Raw genomic sequence first — 19,316 nt, 5'->3', positions numbered from 1 at the left:
TCTAAGCAACTTTGCATTGAATGGTATTTTATTATCATAAAACCACACGCCAGAGGCCAAAACTTCCTCTGAAAGAAGCGTTGGTTCCCATCCCGAAGTAAACATTTTTTTCACCAAAGCACCTAACTTTCCAATAACGGGCGCAGACATGTGGGGCATAATGGCGCAGCCGCCCCGCGTGTATGCGTCCCAGCGAACGTAGTGAGTGTGTTAATTGGGTTGTTAGTACCCGTAAACCCAATACTACCTAGCAACATTATTTAATTTTATTCCTATTTTTGATTATTTCTCGGTAACTGAAATAGGTAAAAAACGGCGATAACAAATAAAATGCTAAGAACACGTCTAAAGCAAAAAGCGGGTAAATTAATTCTGCTTGCCCAATAGACCCGCAAAAATCCCATGAAAAGATAGAGATACATTCATACACTGAAGTTGACCAGACATATGCAGTAAAACCGAATAAAACGCTAATTATTAGAAGACTTCTCAGCATTTTTAGGTATAGCTTTTTGGATGGTTTTACTTTCAAGCTTCCTGCTCCGAGGGTACTAACAATTTAATGTACGGAAAAAATCCTTTATGTAACGTGGATAAAATCCGTATACAACTTTAACAATCTACTTACTTTCGCACGTAATAGCATCTACATCAATATCCTACACTCGGGAGTCGAAATCACCACTGCAAAGTACGGAATGTTTCTTTTTTATTTTACGTAAGCTGCAAAAAAAGTCGTTGAAGCATCTTTTTTAAAAAAACTGGAGGGGCAGGCAGGGTCGACTGAAATCCGTAGATAGTACTCATTATTCCTTTTGGGGGAACTAAGTATGCCCAAACGCAAAACTGCAATTAAGCTAGTTTCGGTAATGCCTTGGCCATACCAATATTTGTTTACAACCACTTTCACTATACAGCTAATGCATCTATTTTTTAATGTAAACCATTCATTCGATGTTGTGGGGCGCCCCTTTAAGGCATGCCTACGAACAGCGCGTTTTTATAGGTTAAATATTTACGTCGAATACGGGGGGGGCTAAATGTGGCCAGATCGAGTGAAATTACAACTTAATTTTGATGTTGAAAAAATGAAATGCGACGTACGCTTACTCGATTCTATAGAGTGGGTTAGTCATTTTGTGAAGCAAAACTATCTAGGTGATTGGTCTATTATTCCTTTGCGTGGCCCTGCGCATGCCACCCATCCAATTCTAATGAGCCACTCGAATCCTGGTTGCAACGAAATTACCGATACGCCTTATCTACAAAACCTTAATTATATACCAAAGGTGCTTAATACTTTTATGTGCCCATTGTTGTCGGTGCGCTTGATGAAACTAACGGCGGGCTCCGAGATTAAACGTCATATCGATTACGATTTAAGTGTCGAGATGGGCACAGTAAGGTTGCACATTCCTATTATTACACACAATAAGGTTACCTTTTGGGTTAACGATAAAGTGGTTCCGTGTAACGCGGGAGAGTGCTGGTATTTACGTCTGAGTGATCCCCATTATGTTACGAATGAAAGCGACATCGACAGAGTTCACTTAGTGCTGGATGTTACTGTGAATGCTTGGCTTGAACGCATGTTATACAGCGCTCAACATGGGCATTAAGAACGGGACGATTGCGTGTAAGCGTATGTATGGGGGGCAAGAACTATGTTTATTTAAATTAACCTTTGATTTCCATTCCCTGCATTATGGTGTAAAGATGTAAGTTTAAGCCCTTTGGTCGATGCTCCAGGCACTTTCAAGTAACGTAAGACAGATAAAACGAGGTAGGCTTTTCACCCCAGCGAAGATGACAAGCCCTAGCATTAAGCTGAATAGGCTTGTCACCTGTTTCTGCGAGAGATTCGTTCAATAGTATCTGTCTTTCCATGCTTGCATTGAGCCATTGAACACATCTACATGTTTAATTCCTAGCTGTCGTAAATAGCTCGCGGCCACGGTGGCTCTTTTACCGCTGCCGCACATACAGGTATAGGAAATATCAGGGTTTAAACTTTCAGATTTTTCTTTAAGGTATCCTAAATAGGTATGAATGGCACCAGGGAGAGGGGTAGCCGATACTTCTTCATTCTTTCTTACATCCAGCAAAACCCAGTTTTTCTCATCTTCTAAACGCTTTTTAACCACATCGGCTGTTATGTACGACAGGTGTGACATACATTTATCTTCTTCTGTTATCGGCATAGGAATGTTACTAAAGAACCCTGCTATGTTGTGAAAGCCCATTCGCCATAGTTGTTTGGCTGCATCGTTTGCCTCTTCAAAACTTTGAGCAACAAACGCGATAGGGGTATCGTAGTTTAATAGCCAGCCGCCGTACGCACTTAACAGGTCGCCGGGTAAGTTGATGCTACCCTTAACATGTTGATCTCTAAACGCGCTATGGCTTCTTATGTCAATAAGGTGTCCGGGCCTAGTTTCAGCATCAAGCCAGCTTTCATAGTCGTTACCAATAATAGGTTGAAGGTTTTCAGGTAACCAAGGCGCATCTACACCACTCACGTTGGCTTCCTCCATTGCCTCAAAATAGGGAGCAATATAGTGGGATTCATTCACTTTTTTGTCGATGAAAGCGTCTCGGCTCTCTAGCTGCAACATAGGGTTATTTTTACGTTCTACCCCAAGGGTAGTAAATTCACGGTCTGCCATCCCGCCGCCGCAAACCGAACCGGCGCCGTGAGCGGGGTAAACAATTACGTCATCACCTAATGATAATAAGCGCTGTAGGCTATCAAATAGCGCGCCAGCCATAGCTTCTTTTTCATTCGGGTAGAAATCTGTTCTACCTACATCATTCACAAATAAGGTATCACCGGTAAATACGCCACAGGGGCTTTGGGCAGTTTGTTTGTCGCGAATAACTACACAAATACTGTCTTTGGTGTGGCCGGGCGTATGAATGAAGGATACTTCCCACGCGCCTATAGTACGTTTGTCACCATCAGAAACTGTGTCGGCGTACTGTATGGTGCTATCTGCATTTTTTCCATGTAATACCTCGGCATTGGTACGCTTATGTAGCGCGAGTGCGCCTGAAATAAAGTCTTCATTTCTATGCGTTTCTACTACGGTGGTAATTTTACATTGGTGTGTGCTAGCAATGTCTAGGTAAGTTTTGATATCAAGTTGGGGGTCAATAACACAGGCTTCTCCTGCATTGCCGAAAATATAGGAAAGATGGGAAATACCCGGTGTTTTAATTGATTCCAAAAACATAAACGCCTCCTTAAATTGGGGGTAGTTTTTCGTATTCATCCACTCATCGAGTTCTACCGTTTCATTCACGATACGGCTGGAGTGTAGAAATTGTTCACACTGTTTCACATCTAACCGCCATATCCTTGCGTTGGTGTCTTCTACTACCTTGCAATTTTCGCGGTTCTCTCTAATATGCGGCTCATTACTTAATAGCTATGTGTTTTTATGAAGTTTAGCCCACTACTGTCAGAACTTATCCAAGCCTTAACCTGTTTACCGGGGGTGGGGCAAAAAAGCGCGCAACGTATGGCATTTCACCTGCTCGAACGTAACAGAAGTGGTGCATTAGACTTAAGTAATGTGCTTCACAATGCGATGGAACATATACATCATTGCAAACGCTGCCGTACTTTCACCGAGGACGAGTTATGCCATATATGCCGACATCCAGAGCGGGAAGACAGTGGTTTATTATGTATAGTTGAAAGCCCACAAGATGTATTGGCTATTGAACAAACGCTAAGTTATAAGGGGCAATATTTCGTATTGATGGGGCACCTATCCCCTATCGACGGAGTAGGGCCAAAGGAAATAGGCCTAGATGAGCTCGAAGCAAGATTAGAAGCGGGTGGAATTAACGAAGTTATCTTAGCTACCAATCCCACGGTAGAAGGTGAAGCAACAGCGCATTATATTGGGCAAGTATGTGCTAGCTATAACGTGGAAGCGTCACGTATTGCTCATGGCGTACCCGTAGGCGGCGAATTAGAATATATCGACGGTAATACCCTCACTCACGCTTTCTCGGGGCGTCGTAAGTTATAACAGCGCATAACCACATGCTCTAAACCCTCCTTCGAATAATTACCCTATTTAGGATAATTTTTCACGCTTACTGTTGAAAAACACCTTGATAGACCCTACCTGTCAGAGAGTAACGTGATCCATTCAACGAGGAGATATTGGATTATGGCTGAAGCAGCCCATAAAGAAACCCACGGTTTTCAGACAGAAGTAAAGCAACTTCTGCATCTGATGATTCACTCTTTGTATTCGAATAAAGAAATCTTTTTACGCGAGTTAGTATCAAATGCCGCTGATGCTGCTGACAAGCTTCGTTTCCGTGCATTGGAAAATGATAGCTTGTATGAGAACGACGGCGAGCTAAACGTAAAAATTAGCGTTGATAAAGATGCTAACACGATCACCATCGCAGATAATGGTATCGGTATGACCCGCGACGAGGTTATCGCTAACCTAGGTACCATTGCAAAGTCAGGTACGAAAGATTTCTTTAGCAAGCTTTCAGGCGATAATGCCAAAGATTCGCAGCTTATCGGTCAATTTGGTGTTGGCTTTTACTCTGCATTTATTGTGGCTGACAAGGTTACAGTGCGTACACGCGCCGCTGGCGCTGATGCGGCAGAAGGCATTGAGTGGACATCAGAAGGTGAGGGTGAATTCACTATCGCCGAAATCAATAGGCCATCTCGCGGCACTGAAATTGTGCTGCATCTACGTGAAGACGAAACTGAATTTGCAGATACTTGGCGTTTGCGCTCTATCGTAAGTAAATACTCTGATCACATCAGCATTCCGGTGCAAATGTGGAAAGACGAAGTGCCTGAAAGTGAAGGCCCAGATGGCGAAAAAGTTCCAGCCCAGCCAGGTGAGTGGGAAGTAGTAAACAAAGCTACAGCACTATGGACTCGCGAAAAATCAGATATCACTGAAGATGAGTACAAAGAGTTTTATAAGCATATTTCACATGACTTTGCCGACCCTCTAGCTTGGGCCCACAATAAAGTTGAAGGCAAAACTGAATATACTAGCTTGCTGTATATTCCTTCTAAAGCGCCTTTTGACATGTGGAATCGTGAACAGAATCATGGCTTGAAGCTGTATGTTCAACGTGTCTTCATCATGGATGACGCTGAGCAATTCATGCCTACATACCTTCGTTTTGTAAAAGGTTTGCTTGATAGCAACGATTTACCATTGAATGTGTCTCGTGAAATTTTGCAAGACAACAAGATTACGCAGGCGCTTCGTCAAGGTTGTACTAAGCGTGTGCTACAGATGCTGGAAAAAATGGCGAAAAACGACGCCGAAAAATACCAGACGTTCTGGAATGAATTTGGTAACGCGCTTAAAGAAGGGCCTGCTGAAGACTTTAGTAACCGTGAAAAGATTGCTGGCTTACTACGCTTCTCTTCAACCCACGGCGACTCTGATGCACAAACAGTATCGCTTGCCGACTATATTGAGCGTATGAAGGAAGGCCAAGACAAAATTTACTATGTGACGGCTGACAGCTTGCAAGCGGCAAAATCAAGCCCGCACTTAGAAATCTTCCGCAAGAAAGGCATTGAAGTGTTGCTGATGGGTGAGCGCATTGACGAATGGTTAATGTCACACCTAACTGAGTTTAACGAGAAGCAGTTTGAGTCAATTGCAAAGGCAAACTTGGATCTTGGCGACTTAGAAGACGAAGAAACCAAAAAAGCGAAAGAAGAAGCTGAGAAAGAAGTTGAAGGCATTCTAGAGCGAGCAAAAACTGCACTGGGCGATAAAGTAGGTGATGTTAAGTTTACACATCGTCTAACAGATTCTCCTGCCTGCATTGTAGCAGACGACAGTGGTATGACTACGCAAATGATGAAGTTGATGCAAGCAGCCGGCCAGCCAGTGCCTGATGTAAAATATCACTTTGAATTAAACCCAGAGCATGCACTCGTGAAGATGTTGGCAGACACACAAGATGAGACCTTATTCAACGAATGGGTTGGGGTGTTGTTCGACCAAGCTGCACTGTCTGAACAGGGAAGCTTAAAAGACCCTTCAAGCTTTGTACAAAACCTAAACAGTTTGCTAATGAAGTTAGCTAAATAAGGCTAATTTTCACGAAGTAACTATAAGAAAAGCGAGCTTTAGGCTCGCTTTTTATTTGCATGCTAGAAAATGTGGGAAAGGGTGAATAATTAGTTTTTAAATCATCATCTTGTGTAATTATAAATGGGCAATATTCTGTCTAGCAGGTGAAGACGAGTAGTCACTGCCCCGTTGTTGCTCGAAAATAACACACATATATATTCGCTATTAGTCTTAAGTTTGATATTTGCACGGGCTTCTACTTGTCACTTTGAAGCTGAATGTGTAAAGTGCCGGAAGTAAAAAGTTCAAAATCATAAGCGGAGAACGCACACATGCGAATTATTCTTCTCGGCGCTCCTGGCGCGGGTAAGGGCACACAAGCTCAGTTTCTAATGGGCAAATACGGGATCCCTCAGATCTCAACGGGCGACATGCTTCGTGCTGCAATAAAAGCAGGCACAGAAATGGGGCTAGCAGCCAAACGTGTTATGGACGAAGGCAAGCTAGTTTCTGATGAAATCATTATTGGTTTAGTGAAAGAGCGTATTGCGCAAGACGACTGTAAAGATGGGTTTTTACTAGACGGCTTCCCGCGTACAATTCCGCAAGCCGATGCGATGAAAGAAGCGGGTATCTCAGTGGATCACTGCATTGAGTTTGATGTGCCAGATGACGTTATTGTAGAGCGTATGGGCGGACGTCGTGTTCACCCACCTTCAGGCCGTGTTTACCATGTTGTTTACAACCCACCTAAAGAAGAGGGTAAAGACGACAAGACGGGTGAAGAGCTCATTATTCGTGATGACGATAAAGAAGAAACCGTACGTAAACGTTTGGCAATCTATCATGAGCAGACTAAGCCCTTGGTAAATTACTACAGCCAAGAAGCGGAGTCTGGCAACTGTGAATATCACAAGCTAGATGGAACGCGTCCGGTAGACGAAGTAAGCGCTGAGCTTGCCGAATTACTGGGTTAGTCGTAGCTTCTATAGAGAAAAAGGTCGCAGTAGCGGCCTTTTTTGTTGCTTGTAACTCAGCGTTATATAGCGTTTAATCTTACTATAATTATTAAAAGTGGAGTCACCATATGGTGTTACCTATTACCGCGTTTTATGTAAGTTTGCTGGGTATTTGTTATCTCTACCTGTCATTTTTGGTTATAGGAATAAGACGAGCTAAGCAAATTAGCTTAGGCGACGGCGGAGATGAAGACTTAAAACGCTTAACCCGGGCCCATGGCAACTTTAGCGAATATGTGCCAATTACCTTAATTATGATTGCTTGCTTTGAGGCTAATGCAGGGCAGGCGTGGGGCGTACATGCGCTTGCTGCCGCGTTGCTGTTTGGCCGGGTACTTCATGCTTATGGCTTGCGCCAACATACGGGGGCAAGCTGGCAGCGCATCGTTGGTATGCTATTAACGTTTGCGGCTATGCTCATCGCTGCAGTGGCAAATCTTGCGCTTATCCATTTTGGCCTATAAGTAAAAAACGCAGGTTCACAAAAAAGCCCCACGTTTTTTTGTAGATAACGTGGGGCTTTTTTATGCTGTTATTTTTCAATACGGCCAAATAATGCAAATTAATGTGACCGAATTACATGGCATCCCACGTATTAATTGTTTAGTGATTTAACGCGAGACGTGAGTCTATTGGGCTATGCTGGAGGCATTAATGGCTGAGAAATCGCAGCAGTCAAAGAATAGGGAAAAAGACGTGGCACTGAGCCACACCGAAGAGCAGGACGTAAGAGACAACCAAAGCTTAAATTCAGTCTCTCTTTATGCCATCGTACATCGCGAAGGGTTAGAAGAGCTTCAGCGCCCCATGATGTCGTTGTGGTGGTCAGGCGTAGCAGCGGGTATAGGAATATCTATTTCCATTTTAGCCGAAGGGATCCTCCATCATCTTTTTAAAAACTCCGAATACCAATTTGTAATTGAAAACTTGGGCTACACCGTAGGTTTTGTTTTGGTCATTGTGGGCCGGCTTCAGCTATTTACTGAAAATACCTTGTCAGTCATCTTACCGCTTCTTAGTAAACCATCACTGAATATGATGCTTTGTATTACAAGACTGTGGTTAATTGTGTTTGCGGCTAATATGGTTGGTACCTTTTTGGCTGCCGTATTTAGTTATACCTTGCAAGCTGTGCCTCCAGCCCTAGTAGAGGGAATGACGGCTATTTCTAAACACTACGCCGAATTTAGTGCCTCAGAAGCCTTTTCTTATGGCATAACCTCTGGCTTTATAATCGCAGCCATCGTATGGATGAAGCCATCGGTGAAACATTCACAAGTGTTACTGATTATAATTTTTACGTATCTTATCGCCATAGGCAATTTTACCCACGTGATAGCGGGCTCTACCGAGCTCTTTTTACTTGTGCTTCAAGGGCACATTAGCATTGGCGAGACTGCCGCGCTTATTGGGGCAACGCTCATGGGAAATATTGTAGGAGGAACAGGGTTATTTGCGTTATTAGCGTATGGACAGGTAGTTCGAGAAATAGAGCAATGAAAAGATAAAAAATGCCCTTACCGCATAAAGCGATAAGGGCAGAGTAGTTTTATAGCTTTAGTAAGACAGTGCGTTATTTATGACGCTCGCGCAACACCTCAAGGGCATCGTTTAGCGACATATCACTGGCTTGAAGTAGTACAGTCAGGTGGTACAACAAATCAGCAGCTTCGTTTTTAAGCTCTTCTTTGTCGTGTACCGTAGCGGCAAGCGCCGTTTCTACACCTTCCTCACCCACTTTTTGTGCTATACGTTTAATACCTTTGTTGTAAAGGCTGGCGGTGTAGCTGCTCTTAGGGTCGGCATTTTTTCGTTCGGCAAGCACGCGTTCAAGGTCGGCAAGAAACGTGAACGCCGGTGTGTTGCCTTCAAACCAGCAACTTTCCACGCCGGTATGACACGTGGGGCCATTCGGGTTAGCAAGCACCAACAAGGAATCATTATCGCAATCGCACGCTACGCTAACTAGGTCTAATGTGTTGCCAGACGTTTCCCCTTTAGTCCACAGGCGCTGCTTAGAACGGCTGAAAAACGTAACTTTACCTGTCTCTAGGGTTTTATCTAATGCCGCTTGGTCCATATAACCTTGCATTAATACCTTGCCCGACAGTGCATCTTGAACAATAGCCGGTAGCAAATTGTCCATTTTACCCCACGCTAAAGTACTGCTATTTTCGCTTGTAATAATCATGGATTAACTCCTTTTGCTTGCGCGGTTAAACCATGGCGCTTACGCATAGGTACACCGTTGTTTGTAAGTTCTGCTTTTAACGCATCGATGTTAATAATACCTTTGTGGAACACTGAGGCTGCAAGAGCACCGTCTACATCGGCGTGTTGAAATACCTCGGTAAAGTGCGCTATTTCACCTGCACCGCCGGAGGCAATGAGCGGAACTTCACATACATCACGTACGGCTTTTAGTTGTTTAACGTCGTAACCTTTACGTACGCCGTCTTGGTTCATACAGTTAAGTACAATTTCTCCGGCACCACGTGATTGAACTTCTTTAATCCAATCTATGGTTTGCCATTTACTTTTTTGTGTGCGGCTTTCATCGCCTGTAAACTTATAGACTTCGTATTGGTCTGTTGCTTCGTTATAGAAGCTGTCGATACCAATCACCACACACTGCTGACCGTAAACATCGTGTAACGCGTTAATAAGCTCAGGGTTATTAAGGGCCGGAGAGTTAATCGAAATTTTGTCAGCGCCCATTTCCAGAATGCGCCCCGCATCGTCAATGCTTTTAATGCCGCCTGCCACACAAAATGGAATATCGATAACCTGTGCAATGCGGCTTACCCAGCTTTTATCTACCACGCGAGCATCTGAGCTTGCGGTAATATCATAAAACACAAGCTCATCTGCTCCGGCTTTTGCGTATTGTTCTGCAAGTGGAACAATATCGCCAATAATTTCGTGGTTTCTAAACTGTACGCCTTTAACCACTTTACCATCACGTACGTCCAAACAAGGAATTATGCGTTTTGCCAACATGCAATCGCCTCCTGCACGGTAAATTTACCTTCAAGCAACGCACGGCCTAAAATCACGCCGCCAACGTTAGTAGGTTTGAGCGCTTCAATGTCCTCAAGGCTGCCAATGCCGCCAGAGGCCTGCCAACTCACATTCCCAAAGCGGGCGGCCATTTCCTGATAAAGCTCGGTATTTGCGCCTTGTAACGTACCATCACGGCTAATATCGGTGCACAGTACATGCTTAGCACCTACGGTGGCAAAATCCTCTAGCAAGCCTTCTAGGGCTACGCCTGAGTTCTCTTGCCAGCCATGGGTAGCGATAAGCTTTTCACCTTCGTCGCTAATATTGATATCTAGCGCCAACACAATGTGTTCTGGACCATATTTTTCTACCCACGACTTCACCAATTCAGGTTGCTTTACCGCAAGAGATCCGATAACCACACGACTCACGCCAATCTCTAGTAATTGAGCAACTTCTTCTTCGCTTCGTATGCCACCGCCCGCTTGGAATTTCATCCGTTGCGTGTCTACCATCGACTTGATAAGAGACAGTTGGCGCTTGTTGGTATCTTTAGCCCCTGTAAGATCAACGATATGAAGCCACGTGGCGCCTTGGTCGGCGTAGTCATGAACAACGTCTACAGGGTTAAGTTCGTATTGGGTTTTCTGTTCGTAGTCACCTTGATACAGGCGCACTACGTGCCCGTCGATAAGATCAATGGCTGGAATAATCATTATAGGTTCACAAAATTAGTAAGAAGTTGTGCCCCAGCTTCGCCGGAACGCTCGGGATGAAACTGCACCCCATAAAAGTTGTTTTTATTAATGGCCGCAGAAAACTCGCTTCCATAGGTACAACTTGCTAACGTATGCGCATATTCAGGTACCGCGAAGCTATGCACAAAGTAAAAATATGTATCTTGAGGGATGCCTTTAAACAAGTCGTCGTTTTTATGGGTTACTGTATTCCACCCCATGTGAGGCAAGCGCAGCCCGTTGGCTTGCATGCGCGCTACATGTCCCGGCATCAAAGACAAGCAGGGAATATCACCTTGTTTGCTTTCAGCGCTACTGGCCACCATAAGCTGCATGCCTAAACACACACCAAGTACCGGCTGTGTTAACTCCTGTAGCGTTTCTACTAGCCCTTTTTGTTTGATGCTAGCCATAGCCGCTGATGCTGTACCTACACCAGGTAAGAATACTTTATCGGCAGCAACAATAACCTGCTTATCATCCGACACCTCCACTTCAACGCCTAAGCGCTCAAGGGCAAAGCGAACAGATGAAATGTTGGCACAGCCGGTATTTACAATGACAATTTTTTGCCTTTGCATTACAGCGCTCCTTTACTGCTAGGTAAAGCATCACCCTGGCGGGTAATGGCTTGGCGAAGGGCGCGACCAAATACTTTAAATAAACTCTCTACTTGGTGATGAGCATTACCCTCGCTGGTGGAAAGGTGCAATGACAGCCCCATACTTTGTGCCAACGAATAGAAGAAATGTGGCACCATTTCTGTGGCCATTTCACCCACTTGATCACGACTGAACTCAGCGTCAAATTTAAGGTGAGGGCGGTTAGATATATCCATAATGCATTCGGCGCGACACTCATCCATCGGCAAGGCAAAACCAAAGCGGCCAATACCACGCTTATCGCCTAATGCTTTTTTCAATGCTTCACCTAACGCAAGCGCGGTATCTTCAACACTATGGTGGTCATCTATGTGCAAATCGCCATCTACCGTTACGTTAAGTTCAAACCCACCGTGGGTAGCAATTTGATCAAGCATATGGTCAAAAAAGCCAAGACCAGTGTGAATGGTAGACTTCTCTTGCGAGTCTAAGTCGACACGTACTCTAATGTCTGTTTCAGAGGTTGTACGCACAACTTCAGCAATCCGCGACGACGCTAATATGGCTTTTTGAATGGCATTCCAGTCAAGGTTTTCGCGACTATATTGAAAACTCTTAATGCCCATGTTTTCAGCAAGCTGTACATCGGTAATTCGATCGCCAATAACATAGGAGCGAGTGAAATCAATCTTACCTTGCTGTAAATAGTCTTTTACTAAACCAAGCTTAGGCTTACGACAACTGCAATTGTCTTCGTCGAAGTGAGGACAAATAAGTACGTCATCAAAGGTTATACCTTGGCTTTCAAAGATAGCCATCATAGCATTGTGAGGCTTATCAAAATCTTCTTGAGGGAAACTATCTGTGCCTAACCCGTCTTGGTTAGATACCATCACCAGTTTAAAACCAGCGGCTTTAAGTTTAAGCAATACGGGGATTACATTTGGCTCAAAAACCAGCTTCTCTAAACTATCGAGTTGCTTGTCAACTGGCGGCTCTTCTACCAAAGTGCCGTCGCGGTCTATAAATAAAATGGCTTGCTGACTCATGCCGCGTCCTCATTTAAAAATTCATTAATTAATTGCATCAAGCGCTGGTTTTGCTCTTCAGTCCCAACCGTAACCCGCAAACAGTTCTTCAAGTTGAGCTGTTTCGATTGATCGCGAATAAGCATGCCTTGGCTAACTAAAAACTGCATGAGTTCGCCAGACTTTGCGTATCTAAACAAAACAAAGTTAGCTTTTCTATCGCCTACTAGGGTGAAGCCTTCTAGGGCAGCGAGTGATTCCGCCAGCGCCTCTTTCTCGCGATTAATAGTGTCAACTTGTAGCGCTATTAACGCTAACGTGTCTGTAGACAGTGCCTTAGCTGCAATTTGCGCTACCGGTTCGGGAACGGGGTAGGGCGCAATAACCTTTAATAAAGCTTGAATAATAGCGGGTTGAGCGAGGGTAAAGCCGCAGCGAAGACCGGCTAATGCAAAGGCTTTGGATAGAGTGCGTAACACCACTAGGTTAGGGTGATTGCTAATTTCATTCGCCCAACTATTGTCGGCGTCAAATTCGATATAGGCTTCATCTACAACCACCAGCGCCTTATCAGCAAAGTGATTAAGTATTTGCTTTATATCGTTCCGCGCAACCTGTGTTCCTGTTGGGTTATTAGGCGCACAAATAAAAATAACATTCACGTCTTCGTTAGCGCAGATGGCATTAACATTTACGCTAAAATCCTCGTTAAGAGGAATGGTTTCTACGCCCACATCACAGGTTTCTGCACTAATTGCATACATACCGTAAGTGGGTGGGCAAATAAGAATTTTATCTTTACCTGGCGTGCAAAAAGTGCGAATAAGCAGTTCAATTCCTTCATCTGCACCACGGGTGAGAAGGACATTTGAGGCGTCTAAACCAGCGTAATCGGCATACCCGTCTATCACTGCCGTTGGTTGGCATGAGGGATAGCGGTTAAAATTACTGCTATCTACACTATACTCGTTAGCAAAAGGCGATTCATTGGCATTAAGCCAGTCTTGGCCTCCGGAAAACAAGCGCCGGGCAGATTCATACGGCTTTAACGGTACTAAGTTATCGTTAATTAGCTTATCAATAAGCGTCGACATTAGCGCGCACTCCCGTTTTGTAACTTGTTCATGCGCAGTACAACGGCTTGTTCGTGAGCATCAAGGCCTTCAGCACTGGCCAATGCCATTATTGCCGGGCCCAAATTTCGCATTCCTTCTTGCGAAAGCTCTTGAATAGTGTAGCGGCGCATAAAGTCTAATAATCCAAGGCTGGAATAATTTTTTGAGTAACCGTATGTGGGCAGTACGTGATTAGTACCCGAGGCATAATCTCCCGCCGATTCTGGTGACCAAGGGCCTAAAAAGATAGAACCAGCATATTTAATCTTGGGCAGATAACTACGGGCGTCTTCAATTTGTACAATTAAGTGCTCTGGCGCGTAGGTGTTACTCACCTTAATCGCTTCATCGATAGAGTCGGCCAGAATATAGCGCGCATTTTCCATCGCAGGACGCGCAATCTCGGCCCGTGAAAGATTAGCTAGTTGTCGTTCAACCGCCGCTTTAGTCGCTTCGATGAGAGCACTATCGTTGCTTACCAATATAGCCTGCGAGTCGGGACCATGTTCAGCTTGCGATAGTAGGTCGGCAGCAACAAACTCCGCATCGGCATATTTATCCGCTAACACCAATACTTCAGAAGGGCCTGCCGGCATATCAATGGCAGCGCCGTCTGCACGCTGGCTAACCTGTTGCTTAGCTTCAGTAACAAAACTGTTACCAGGGCCGAAGATTTTATCCACCTGAGGTATACTTTGTGTACCCAACGCCATGGCAGCAATAGCTTGTGCTCCCCCACACAAAAATACGTTTTCGATGCCACATTTACGGGCCGCGTAAGCAATTTCAGGGGCGATAAGTTGGGATTGATTTGGTGGTGTACAAAGTAACTTATTTTCGCATCCGGCCACGAGTGCGGGAACGCCTAACATCAATACTGTAGAAGGGAGTGGAGCACTCCCACCAGGAATATACAAACCTACTGCATCAAGCGGTGTAAAGCGTAACTCACATTCCACACCTTTGGTGGTGGTAAGTGCAATATCTTCCGGTTGCTGTGCCTCGTGAAAGCGTTTGATATTATCAAACGCGGTATCAATAGCACTGGCTACCTCAGGGGTAACTTTAGCGGCAAGTAAGTCAATATTTTCTTGCGATAACACTAATGAACGCAAATCAGAACAGTCGAACTTACGGGTAAAGTCTAATACTGCGCTATCGCCTTCGGCTTCTACCTTAGCAATAATGTCGCTGACTGTTTGTTTCAACTGTTGGCTATTGGCCATAGCGGGGCGTGCCAATGCCTTTTTTTTCTCATCGCGAGATAGAGACGACCAAGTAATCATAATTATTTGCCTTTAGCCCATCATTTTTTCGATTGGCAATACCAGAATAGAGCTACAACCAAGCGCTTTAAGTTTCTCCATGGTTTCCCAGAATAAGGTTTCTGTAGAAACTACGTGCACGGCCACTTGCTCTTCATTGCCTGCAAGAGGTAACACGGTAGGGTTTTCTGCCCCTGGTAGTAAGCTTTTCACTTGCTCAAGGTATGCTTTTGGCGCGTGCAGCATAATGTATTTACTTTCTTTAGCGAGTAGTACGCCGTCTACGCGCGGCATTAAACGGTTGATAAGGGCTAGTTTTTCATCGCTCATCTCGCCGCCAGCACGCTTAATAAGTACCGCTTTAGAACGGAAAATTTCTTCTTTTTCTACTAGGCCATTGGCTTCAAGGGTTGCGCCGGTAGAAACCAGATCACAAATAGCATCGGCCACACCTGCACGCGGGGCAACCTCAACAGACCCGGTTAGCATTACGGCTTTAGCGTTAATGCCTTTTTCTGCGAAATAGCGCTCTAGCAGATAAGGGTAAGTGGTGGCAACTTCTTTACCTTCTAACGATTCAATACCTTGGTATTCCATTTCGTTAGGTACGGCAATAGACAGACGACAGCCACCGTAGTCTAGACGACGCAGGGTTTCATACTCAAAGGGCTTTCCAGCAGCTTTGCGCTCAAGCGATTTTTCTTCAAGCTCATTCTCACCAATAAAGCCAAGATCAACCACACCATCCATGACAAGACCAGGAATATCGTCATCACGTACACGAAGTAAATCGATAGGCTCGTTAGTTGAATGCGCAATCAGCAGGCGATCACGAATGTTCAGTTTTATGCCGATCGCCTTAAGTAGTGCGATGCTATCATCGCTTAAACGGCCTGATTTCTGTACGGCAATTCGAAGTCTTTTGCTGTTACTCATTGAAACGTTCCTTACACGTTGTACTACATATTGCGATTGCGCTTAAAATGAAAAACCCCCGGAAGTTTCCTTCCGGGGGTCGAGAATTTTTTTATCTGCGCCACTGGAAGGAGACAATAACCTTCCAGCACGAACCTGAAAGGCTATGCTTTGTGATGATGGTGGTGGTTTAAAGCGCAGTTAATCATTTAATTTATAAAATCCTATTTTCGAACGGCTGAAACATTAGCGGTTTGTGTGGGTTTTTGCAAGGCGAAATGAACTCTTTTCGCTTAATTAGTCTAAATTAATATGTATAAACTAAAACTTTTTGATATGAGTACATGTGATCTTTTTTCACCTCGATATCCACAAGGGATAGTATCACTGTAAATCGCTTGCAAGCTAATTAAGAGGGCACTATGAGTAACGACCTGTTATTTCCTATTTTACCGCGTAACACTAAGGTGCCAGTGGAAGAAGATAAACGCGTAAAAAAAGTAGAGAAATCGAAACGATCGGAGCATGTTGATCACGAGGAACGCGATCAGTTCGATGAAGTAAAGCATGCTGAGGTTCTTGCCCATATGGCCAAGCGAGAAAAGACAAACAATCGAAAAAGTGATGAAGAGGCGACCAAAACGCCCAAGCGTAAACATATAGATGTGGATGTCTAGCTTTGCAGGTAGGTTGCCCCAACGCCCTAGGGGCGCTGGGCATTTAGCTCAAGCTAAGCAATAGTACGTCTGCATCACGTGTTCTGCATTACTCAAGCTATGGTGTTCGCTTTGTTAATTAAGCTCTTTATCTACCCAAAACTTGGTGCCTTTAATGGTAGCTTGTAAGGCTAAGCCGCTTTCCGTCATGGTGTATATCGTTACGTTACCCATATAGCCTTCGCCTTCTGCCGATACGCCTTTGTTACCTGCTTTAGCCGCTGCGTCGGCATTACCGCCAACAGTCCAACCATTTTCGATAAAGTAATCCATCGACTGTTGACTATGAAATACCATAACCACGCGGTAATCTTTAGCACCTAACCCAAGCCCTACACCGCCTTCTGCCATATTCATATAGGTTTGCTGGCCAGTAGCATTATTAGTGACTACGCCGTAGCCTGTGCCTGCAGAAACAAAAATCACATTGATATTGGCATTGGTAAATACTGCGTAGCCCGCAGCGTCACGGATTTGCGAGCGAGTATCAGGTTTTTCCGTATAAAGACGCGCCAGTGCGTTTTGCTGCATATCAAGAATAGCTTGTCGCTTTTGTGCGACGGTGCCATCTCCCATAGACGCACAGCCTACCATCATTAATGACATAAGCCCTACCATAGAAATTGTACGCAAGTGTTTAAATAGCATGGTTTTTTCCTTTCTTAATTGGTTGCTAATCGCCCCTCTAAAAAGGCAATTAGTGTGTTGCACTATGTATGACTACGCAAAATATGTGCACATCTCTCAAACAAAAGGCGTATTTACACTAATTTACTTGGCTTACGGTATAACCCCGCGCCGTCAACTTCTGAAGAAGACCTACTTCACCCGGTAAGTGTAGCGCACCTACTAACACAAATTCTGTCTCGGGTGTGGCTAAGTAGCTTTCAATATCACGCAGCCACGCTGTGTTTCTATGGGTAATTATGGTACTAAACACATCGGGGTATTCTGCTTTAAAATCAACCAAGCTTTCATTATACATGCGTTCAAGGTTTCCGCTTTTCCAACTCTCTTTAAGCACAGGTAATAGCGTGGGTAGAGTGGTGAGGTCGTTTAACGAATAGCGCATAAAGGCATTTGGGTTGTCACTTCCCATATGCGCAATGAAGGATATTTGTTGTTCTGGACTTTCAAGCCATGCCACTGGTTTTTCGTCTAAGCGTGCGAGTTGATGAAAATACTTATCTACTCCTTCACTGGTGAGCCCCATTTGTTGAAGCTCTATCATACTCAGTGTCATGCTCATTAGCGCGGGTTTATACGTTATAAACTGTGAAAGGTTAAGCCCCCGGGTTTCAAGGTGTTGTGATAGTGCTTTTAAGGTTTCCGGGGCGAGCGTATCTTTTAAGGTCTTGCCATCTTTATAGGTAAGCGCATTTAACATGGCCTTTGAAAATTCTTCTGAGGATAGGGCAGCTAAATCAGTTTCAAAAACAATTAGCTGAGATTTTTCGTATGCGCTTTGATACTGCACAGGCAATGGGTAATCATCCTCGCTAAGAAGGTGTAAGGTGCCGCCGATATACAGATGGTTGCCTTCTTTCGATACTTTAAATACCGACGCTGCATTGCAACTTAAAGAAACAAACGTGGTAACAAATATCCAAAAAGCGCACACCCGAAACATAACTAATCCTTTAATTTAATTAGCCTACCACTGTAAACAGTCTTATAAGCACTGGCAACTTATCGCGGTTTTGGTGATGTAAGCGAATGTTAACGGGTTTAGTAAGCTATAAACCATCGCACTAATAACACTAAAAATCACAATAGTAACGCTATAATTTTGTCGCTAATGTAATAAAAATTGCAATATCTTCTGGGCGCACCCGCCGCATGTGTAATAAGCTTCAACAAACGCGAATATCTGGAGTCATGCTATATGGGTGTAAAGTCTAAAACAGAAGATCTAGAAAATTTTATCACTGTGGTTGAGTCCGGCAGTTTTACACGAGCTGCGAATTTGCAAAACACGCAAGTAGCAAAGGTTTCACGCTCGGTCGCGCGGTTAGAAAAAGAGCTTGAGGTTACCCTATTAAATCGAAGTACCCGCCGCATAGAGTTAACCGAAGAAGGGCACCTTCTTCTTCAGTATGCTAAAGAGGGGTTAAGCGCGTTAAATCGAGGAGAAGAGGCGCTAAATAATCTAAAAGGCGCGCCTAAGGGTAAGTTACGGGTAGATGCAGCGAGTCCTTTTTTGATCCATCAAATCATCCCTTATATAGAAGACTTCCAGCTCGCATACCCTGATATTCAACTTGATCTTATTTCTAATGAAAACATCGTCGATTTAATTGAAAAGAAAACGGACGTGGCAATTCGCATTGGCAAGCTTGCCGATTCTAACCTTCATGCCAAAAGATTAGGAAATAGCCAACTTCATTTAGTGGCCAGCCCCCGCTATTTAGCTAAATATCAGGCACCAACATCGGTAGCAGAGCTCTCAAAGCATAAGCTAATAGGTTTTGCTGATTCGCCAAAACTGAATAACTGGTATTTATCAGAAAAAATAACGATTAAACCGTATTTAACCGCAAGTAATGGAGAGGCGCTAAGACAGTTAGTGTTAAATGGCAATGGCATAGCATTGCTTTCCAACTTTATGATCAGAAAAGATCTCGACAGTAATCGACTTATTGAAGTGCTTCCTCACGTTGTAATGTCCCCTAACCCTAGGGAAGAGATCAATGCCGTCTATTATAAGAACTCGGCAGTATCTTCTCGCATTGCCGCTTTTATTTCGTTCTTTTCAAAAAAGTTTTCCCTTTAAAAAGACGGCTATCGCCAGCCCGTTCTATGCCGGTATGTTTACCCTTAGCGAAGA

General features: G+C 44.2%; 19 protein-coding genes and 1 other annotated feature. Of the genes, 8 read left to right on the top strand and 11 right to left on the bottom strand.

Annotation, left to right across the window (positions count from 1 at the left end):
- Window positions 1–1,040 precede the first annotated feature (1,040 nt).
- The gene (locus tag GTH32_RS12390; RefSeq protein WP_163086178.1) at window positions 1,041–1,619 is read left to right on the top strand and encodes an aspartyl/asparaginyl beta-hydroxylase domain-containing protein; all 579 of its coding nucleotides are present in this window, start codon (window positions 1,041–1,043) and stop codon (window positions 1,617–1,619) included.
- A gap of 246 nt (window positions 1,620–1,865) precedes the next feature.
- Here the strand turns inward: GTH32_RS12390 and GTH32_RS12385 are convergent, their stop codons facing one another.
- On the bottom strand, window positions 1,866–3,341 hold the full coding sequence (locus GTH32_RS12385; RefSeq protein ID WP_343033426.1) for an MBL fold metallo-hydrolase: 1,476 nt from the start codon (window positions 3,339–3,341) through the stop codon (window positions 1,866–1,868).
- 99 nt (window positions 3,342–3,440) lie between these two features.
- Here GTH32_RS12385 and recR point away from each other — a divergent pair, with 99 nt between their 5' ends.
- From recR to GTH32_RS12360, 5 genes are all read left to right on the top strand, one after another.
- On the top strand, window positions 3,441–4,040 hold the full coding sequence (recR, locus tag GTH32_RS12380; protein ID WP_163086176.1) for a recombination mediator RecR: 600 nt from the start codon (window positions 3,441–3,443) through the stop codon (window positions 4,038–4,040).
- Between the two features lie 144 nt (window positions 4,041–4,184).
- On the top strand, window positions 4,185–6,107 hold the full coding sequence (gene htpG, locus GTH32_RS12375) for a molecular chaperone HtpG (RefSeq protein WP_163086174.1): 1,923 nt from the start codon (window positions 4,185–4,187) through the stop codon (window positions 6,105–6,107).
- 314 nt (window positions 6,108–6,421) lie between these two features.
- Entirely contained in the window at window positions 6,422–7,066 is a 645-nt protein-coding gene (gene adk, locus GTH32_RS12370) for an adenylate kinase (RefSeq protein WP_163086172.1), read from the top strand.
- 110 nt (window positions 7,067–7,176) lie between these two features.
- Complete coding sequence (locus GTH32_RS12365) at window positions 7,177–7,572, top strand: MAPEG family protein (protein ID WP_163086170.1); 396 nt, start codon at window positions 7,177–7,179, stop codon at window positions 7,570–7,572.
- Window positions 7,573–7,762: 190 nt separating this feature from the next.
- The gene (locus tag GTH32_RS12360) at window positions 7,763–8,608 is read left to right on the top strand and encodes a formate/nitrite transporter family protein (RefSeq protein ID WP_163086168.1); all 846 of its coding nucleotides are present in this window, start codon (window positions 7,763–7,765) and stop codon (window positions 8,606–8,608) included.
- A gap of 73 nt (window positions 8,609–8,681) precedes the next feature.
- On the opposite strand, the gene hisIE is transcribed toward GTH32_RS12360, so the two are convergent.
- Genes hisIE through hisG form a run of 8 tightly spaced genes read right to left on the bottom strand, consistent with a single transcriptional unit; the run spans window position 8,682 to window position 15,794 of the window.
- Complete coding sequence (hisIE, locus tag GTH32_RS12355; RefSeq protein ID WP_163086166.1) at window positions 8,682–9,299, bottom strand: bifunctional phosphoribosyl-AMP cyclohydrolase/phosphoribosyl-ATP diphosphatase HisIE; 618 nt, start codon at window positions 9,297–9,299, stop codon at window positions 8,682–8,684.
- Window positions 9,296–10,108 carry an imidazole glycerol phosphate synthase subunit HisF gene (gene hisF, locus GTH32_RS12350; protein ID WP_163086164.1) on the bottom strand — a complete coding sequence of 271 codons (813 nt, stop codon included), beginning with the start codon at window positions 10,106–10,108 and terminating at the stop codon, window positions 9,296–9,298. The genes hisIE and hisF overlap by 4 nt, the downstream gene beginning before the upstream one ends.
- Complete coding sequence (gene hisA, locus GTH32_RS12345) at window positions 10,090–10,827, bottom strand: 1-(5-phosphoribosyl)-5-[(5-phosphoribosylamino)methylideneamino]imidazole-4-carboxamide isomerase (protein ID WP_163086163.1); 738 nt, start codon at window positions 10,825–10,827, stop codon at window positions 10,090–10,092. Before hisA ends, hisF begins: the two co-directional genes overlap by 19 nt.
- A complete protein-coding gene (gene hisH / locus GTH32_RS12340) occupies window positions 10,827–11,429 on the bottom strand; it encodes an imidazole glycerol phosphate synthase subunit HisH (protein WP_163086161.1) in 603 nt (200 codons plus the stop codon). The genes hisA and hisH overlap by 1 nt, the downstream gene beginning before the upstream one ends.
- Window positions 11,429–12,499 carry a bifunctional histidinol-phosphatase/imidazoleglycerol-phosphate dehydratase HisB gene (hisB, locus tag GTH32_RS12335; protein ID WP_163086159.1) on the bottom strand — a complete coding sequence of 357 codons (1,071 nt, stop codon included), beginning with the start codon at window positions 12,497–12,499 and terminating at the stop codon, window positions 11,429–11,431. Before hisB ends, hisH begins: the two co-directional genes overlap by 1 nt.
- Window positions 12,496–13,572: a histidinol-phosphate transaminase gene (hisC, locus tag GTH32_RS12330; protein WP_163086157.1), complete on the bottom strand. Its 1,077-nt coding sequence runs from the start codon at window positions 13,570–13,572 to the stop codon at window positions 12,496–12,498. The genes hisB and hisC overlap by 4 nt, the downstream gene beginning before the upstream one ends.
- A complete protein-coding gene (hisD, locus tag GTH32_RS12325; RefSeq protein WP_163086155.1) occupies window positions 13,572–14,879 on the bottom strand; it encodes a histidinol dehydrogenase in 1,308 nt (435 codons plus the stop codon). The genes hisC and hisD overlap by 1 nt, the downstream gene beginning before the upstream one ends.
- A 12-nt stretch (window positions 14,880–14,891) precedes the next feature.
- A complete protein-coding gene (hisG, locus tag GTH32_RS12320; RefSeq protein WP_163086153.1) occupies window positions 14,892–15,794 on the bottom strand; it encodes an ATP phosphoribosyltransferase in 903 nt (300 codons plus the stop codon).
- Between the two features lie 46 nt (window positions 15,795–15,840).
- Window positions 15,841–15,962: a sequence feature (His leader region), on the bottom strand.
- 233 nt (window positions 15,963–16,195) lie between these two features.
- On the opposite strand from hisG, the gene GTH32_RS12315 reads away from it, so the two are divergent.
- Window positions 16,196–16,450: a hypothetical protein gene (locus tag GTH32_RS12315; protein ID WP_163086004.1), complete on the top strand. Its 255-nt coding sequence runs from the start codon at window positions 16,196–16,198 to the stop codon at window positions 16,448–16,450.
- Window positions 16,451–16,564: 114 nt separating this feature from the next.
- Here GTH32_RS12315 and GTH32_RS12310 read toward each other — a convergent pair whose 3' ends face one another.
- Window positions 16,565–17,137 carry a lipid-binding SYLF domain-containing protein gene (locus GTH32_RS12310; RefSeq protein ID WP_163086151.1) on the bottom strand — a complete coding sequence of 191 codons (573 nt, stop codon included), beginning with the start codon at window positions 17,135–17,137 and terminating at the stop codon, window positions 16,565–16,567.
- A gap of 118 nt (window positions 17,138–17,255) precedes the next feature.
- Entirely contained in the window at window positions 17,256–18,119 is an 864-nt protein-coding gene (locus tag GTH32_RS12305; RefSeq protein WP_163086150.1) for a TraB/GumN family protein, read from the bottom strand.
- 255 nt (window positions 18,120–18,374) lie between these two features.
- On the opposite strand from GTH32_RS12305, the gene GTH32_RS12300 reads away from it, so the two are divergent.
- On the top strand, window positions 18,375–19,262 hold the full coding sequence (locus tag GTH32_RS12300) for a LysR family transcriptional regulator (RefSeq protein ID WP_163086148.1): 888 nt from the start codon (window positions 18,375–18,377) through the stop codon (window positions 19,260–19,262).
- Window positions 19,263–19,316: the final 54 nt, after the last annotated feature.

Source organism: Alteromonas profundi, assembly GCF_010500865.1.
Classification (GTDB): Bacteria; Pseudomonadota; Gammaproteobacteria; order Enterobacterales; family Alteromonadaceae; genus Alteromonas; species Alteromonas profundi.
The sequence above is the reverse complement of the archived record's forward strand: the minus strand, read 5'-3'. Positions and strand labels throughout refer to the sequence as shown.

What these genes read in the sequence shown, in the direction of transcription:
- GTH32_RS12390 (WP_163086178.1), top strand. Translation starts at nt 1,041, where the DNA reads ATGTGGCCAGATCGAGTGAAATTACAACTTAATTTTGATGTTGAAAAA.
- recR (WP_163086176.1), top strand. Translation starts at nt 3,441, where the DNA reads ATGAAGTTTAGCCCACTACTGTCAGAACTTATCCAAGCCTTAACCTGT.
- htpG (WP_163086174.1), top strand. Translation starts at nt 4,185, where the DNA reads ATGGCTGAAGCAGCCCATAAAGAAACCCACGGTTTTCAGACAGAAGTA.
- adk (WP_163086172.1), top strand. Translation starts at nt 6,422, where the DNA reads ATGCGAATTATTCTTCTCGGCGCTCCTGGCGCGGGTAAGGGCACACAA.
- GTH32_RS12365 (WP_163086170.1), top strand. Translation starts at nt 7,177, where the DNA reads ATGGTGTTACCTATTACCGCGTTTTATGTAAGTTTGCTGGGTATTTGT.
- GTH32_RS12360 (WP_163086168.1), top strand. Translation starts at nt 7,763, where the DNA reads ATGGCTGAGAAATCGCAGCAGTCAAAGAATAGGGAAAAAGACGTGGCA.
- hisIE (WP_163086166.1), bottom strand. Translation starts at nt 9,299, where the DNA reads ATGATTATTACAAGCGAAAATAGCAGTACTTTAGCGTGGGGTAAAATG.
- hisF (WP_163086164.1), bottom strand. Translation starts at nt 10,108, where the DNA reads ATGTTGGCAAAACGCATAATTCCTTGTTTGGACGTACGTGATGGTAAA.
- hisA (WP_163086163.1), bottom strand. Translation starts at nt 10,827, where the DNA reads ATGATTATTCCAGCCATTGATCTTATCGACGGGCACGTAGTGCGCCTG.
- hisH (WP_163086161.1), bottom strand. Translation starts at nt 11,429, where the DNA reads ATGCAAAGGCAAAAAATTGTCATTGTAAATACCGGCTGTGCCAACATT.
- hisB (WP_163086159.1), bottom strand. Translation starts at nt 12,499, where the DNA reads ATGAGTCAGCAAGCCATTTTATTTATAGACCGCGACGGCACTTTGGTA.
- hisC (WP_163086157.1), bottom strand. Translation starts at nt 13,572, where the DNA reads ATGTCGACGCTTATTGATAAGCTAATTAACGATAACTTAGTACCGTTA.
- hisD (WP_163086155.1), bottom strand. Translation starts at nt 14,879, where the DNA reads ATGATTACTTGGTCGTCTCTATCTCGCGATGAGAAAAAAAAGGCATTG.
- hisG (WP_163086153.1), bottom strand. Translation starts at nt 15,794, where the DNA reads ATGAGTAACAGCAAAAGACTTCGAATTGCCGTACAGAAATCAGGCCGT.
- GTH32_RS12315 (WP_163086004.1), top strand. Translation starts at nt 16,196, where the DNA reads ATGAGTAACGACCTGTTATTTCCTATTTTACCGCGTAACACTAAGGTG.
- GTH32_RS12310 (WP_163086151.1), bottom strand. Translation starts at nt 17,137, where the DNA reads ATGCTATTTAAACACTTGCGTACAATTTCTATGGTAGGGCTTATGTCA.
- GTH32_RS12305 (WP_163086150.1), bottom strand. Translation starts at nt 18,119, where the DNA reads ATGTTTCGGGTGTGCGCTTTTTGGATATTTGTTACCACGTTTGTTTCT.
- GTH32_RS12300 (WP_163086148.1), top strand. Translation starts at nt 18,375, where the DNA reads ATGGGTGTAAAGTCTAAAACAGAAGATCTAGAAAATTTTATCACTGTG.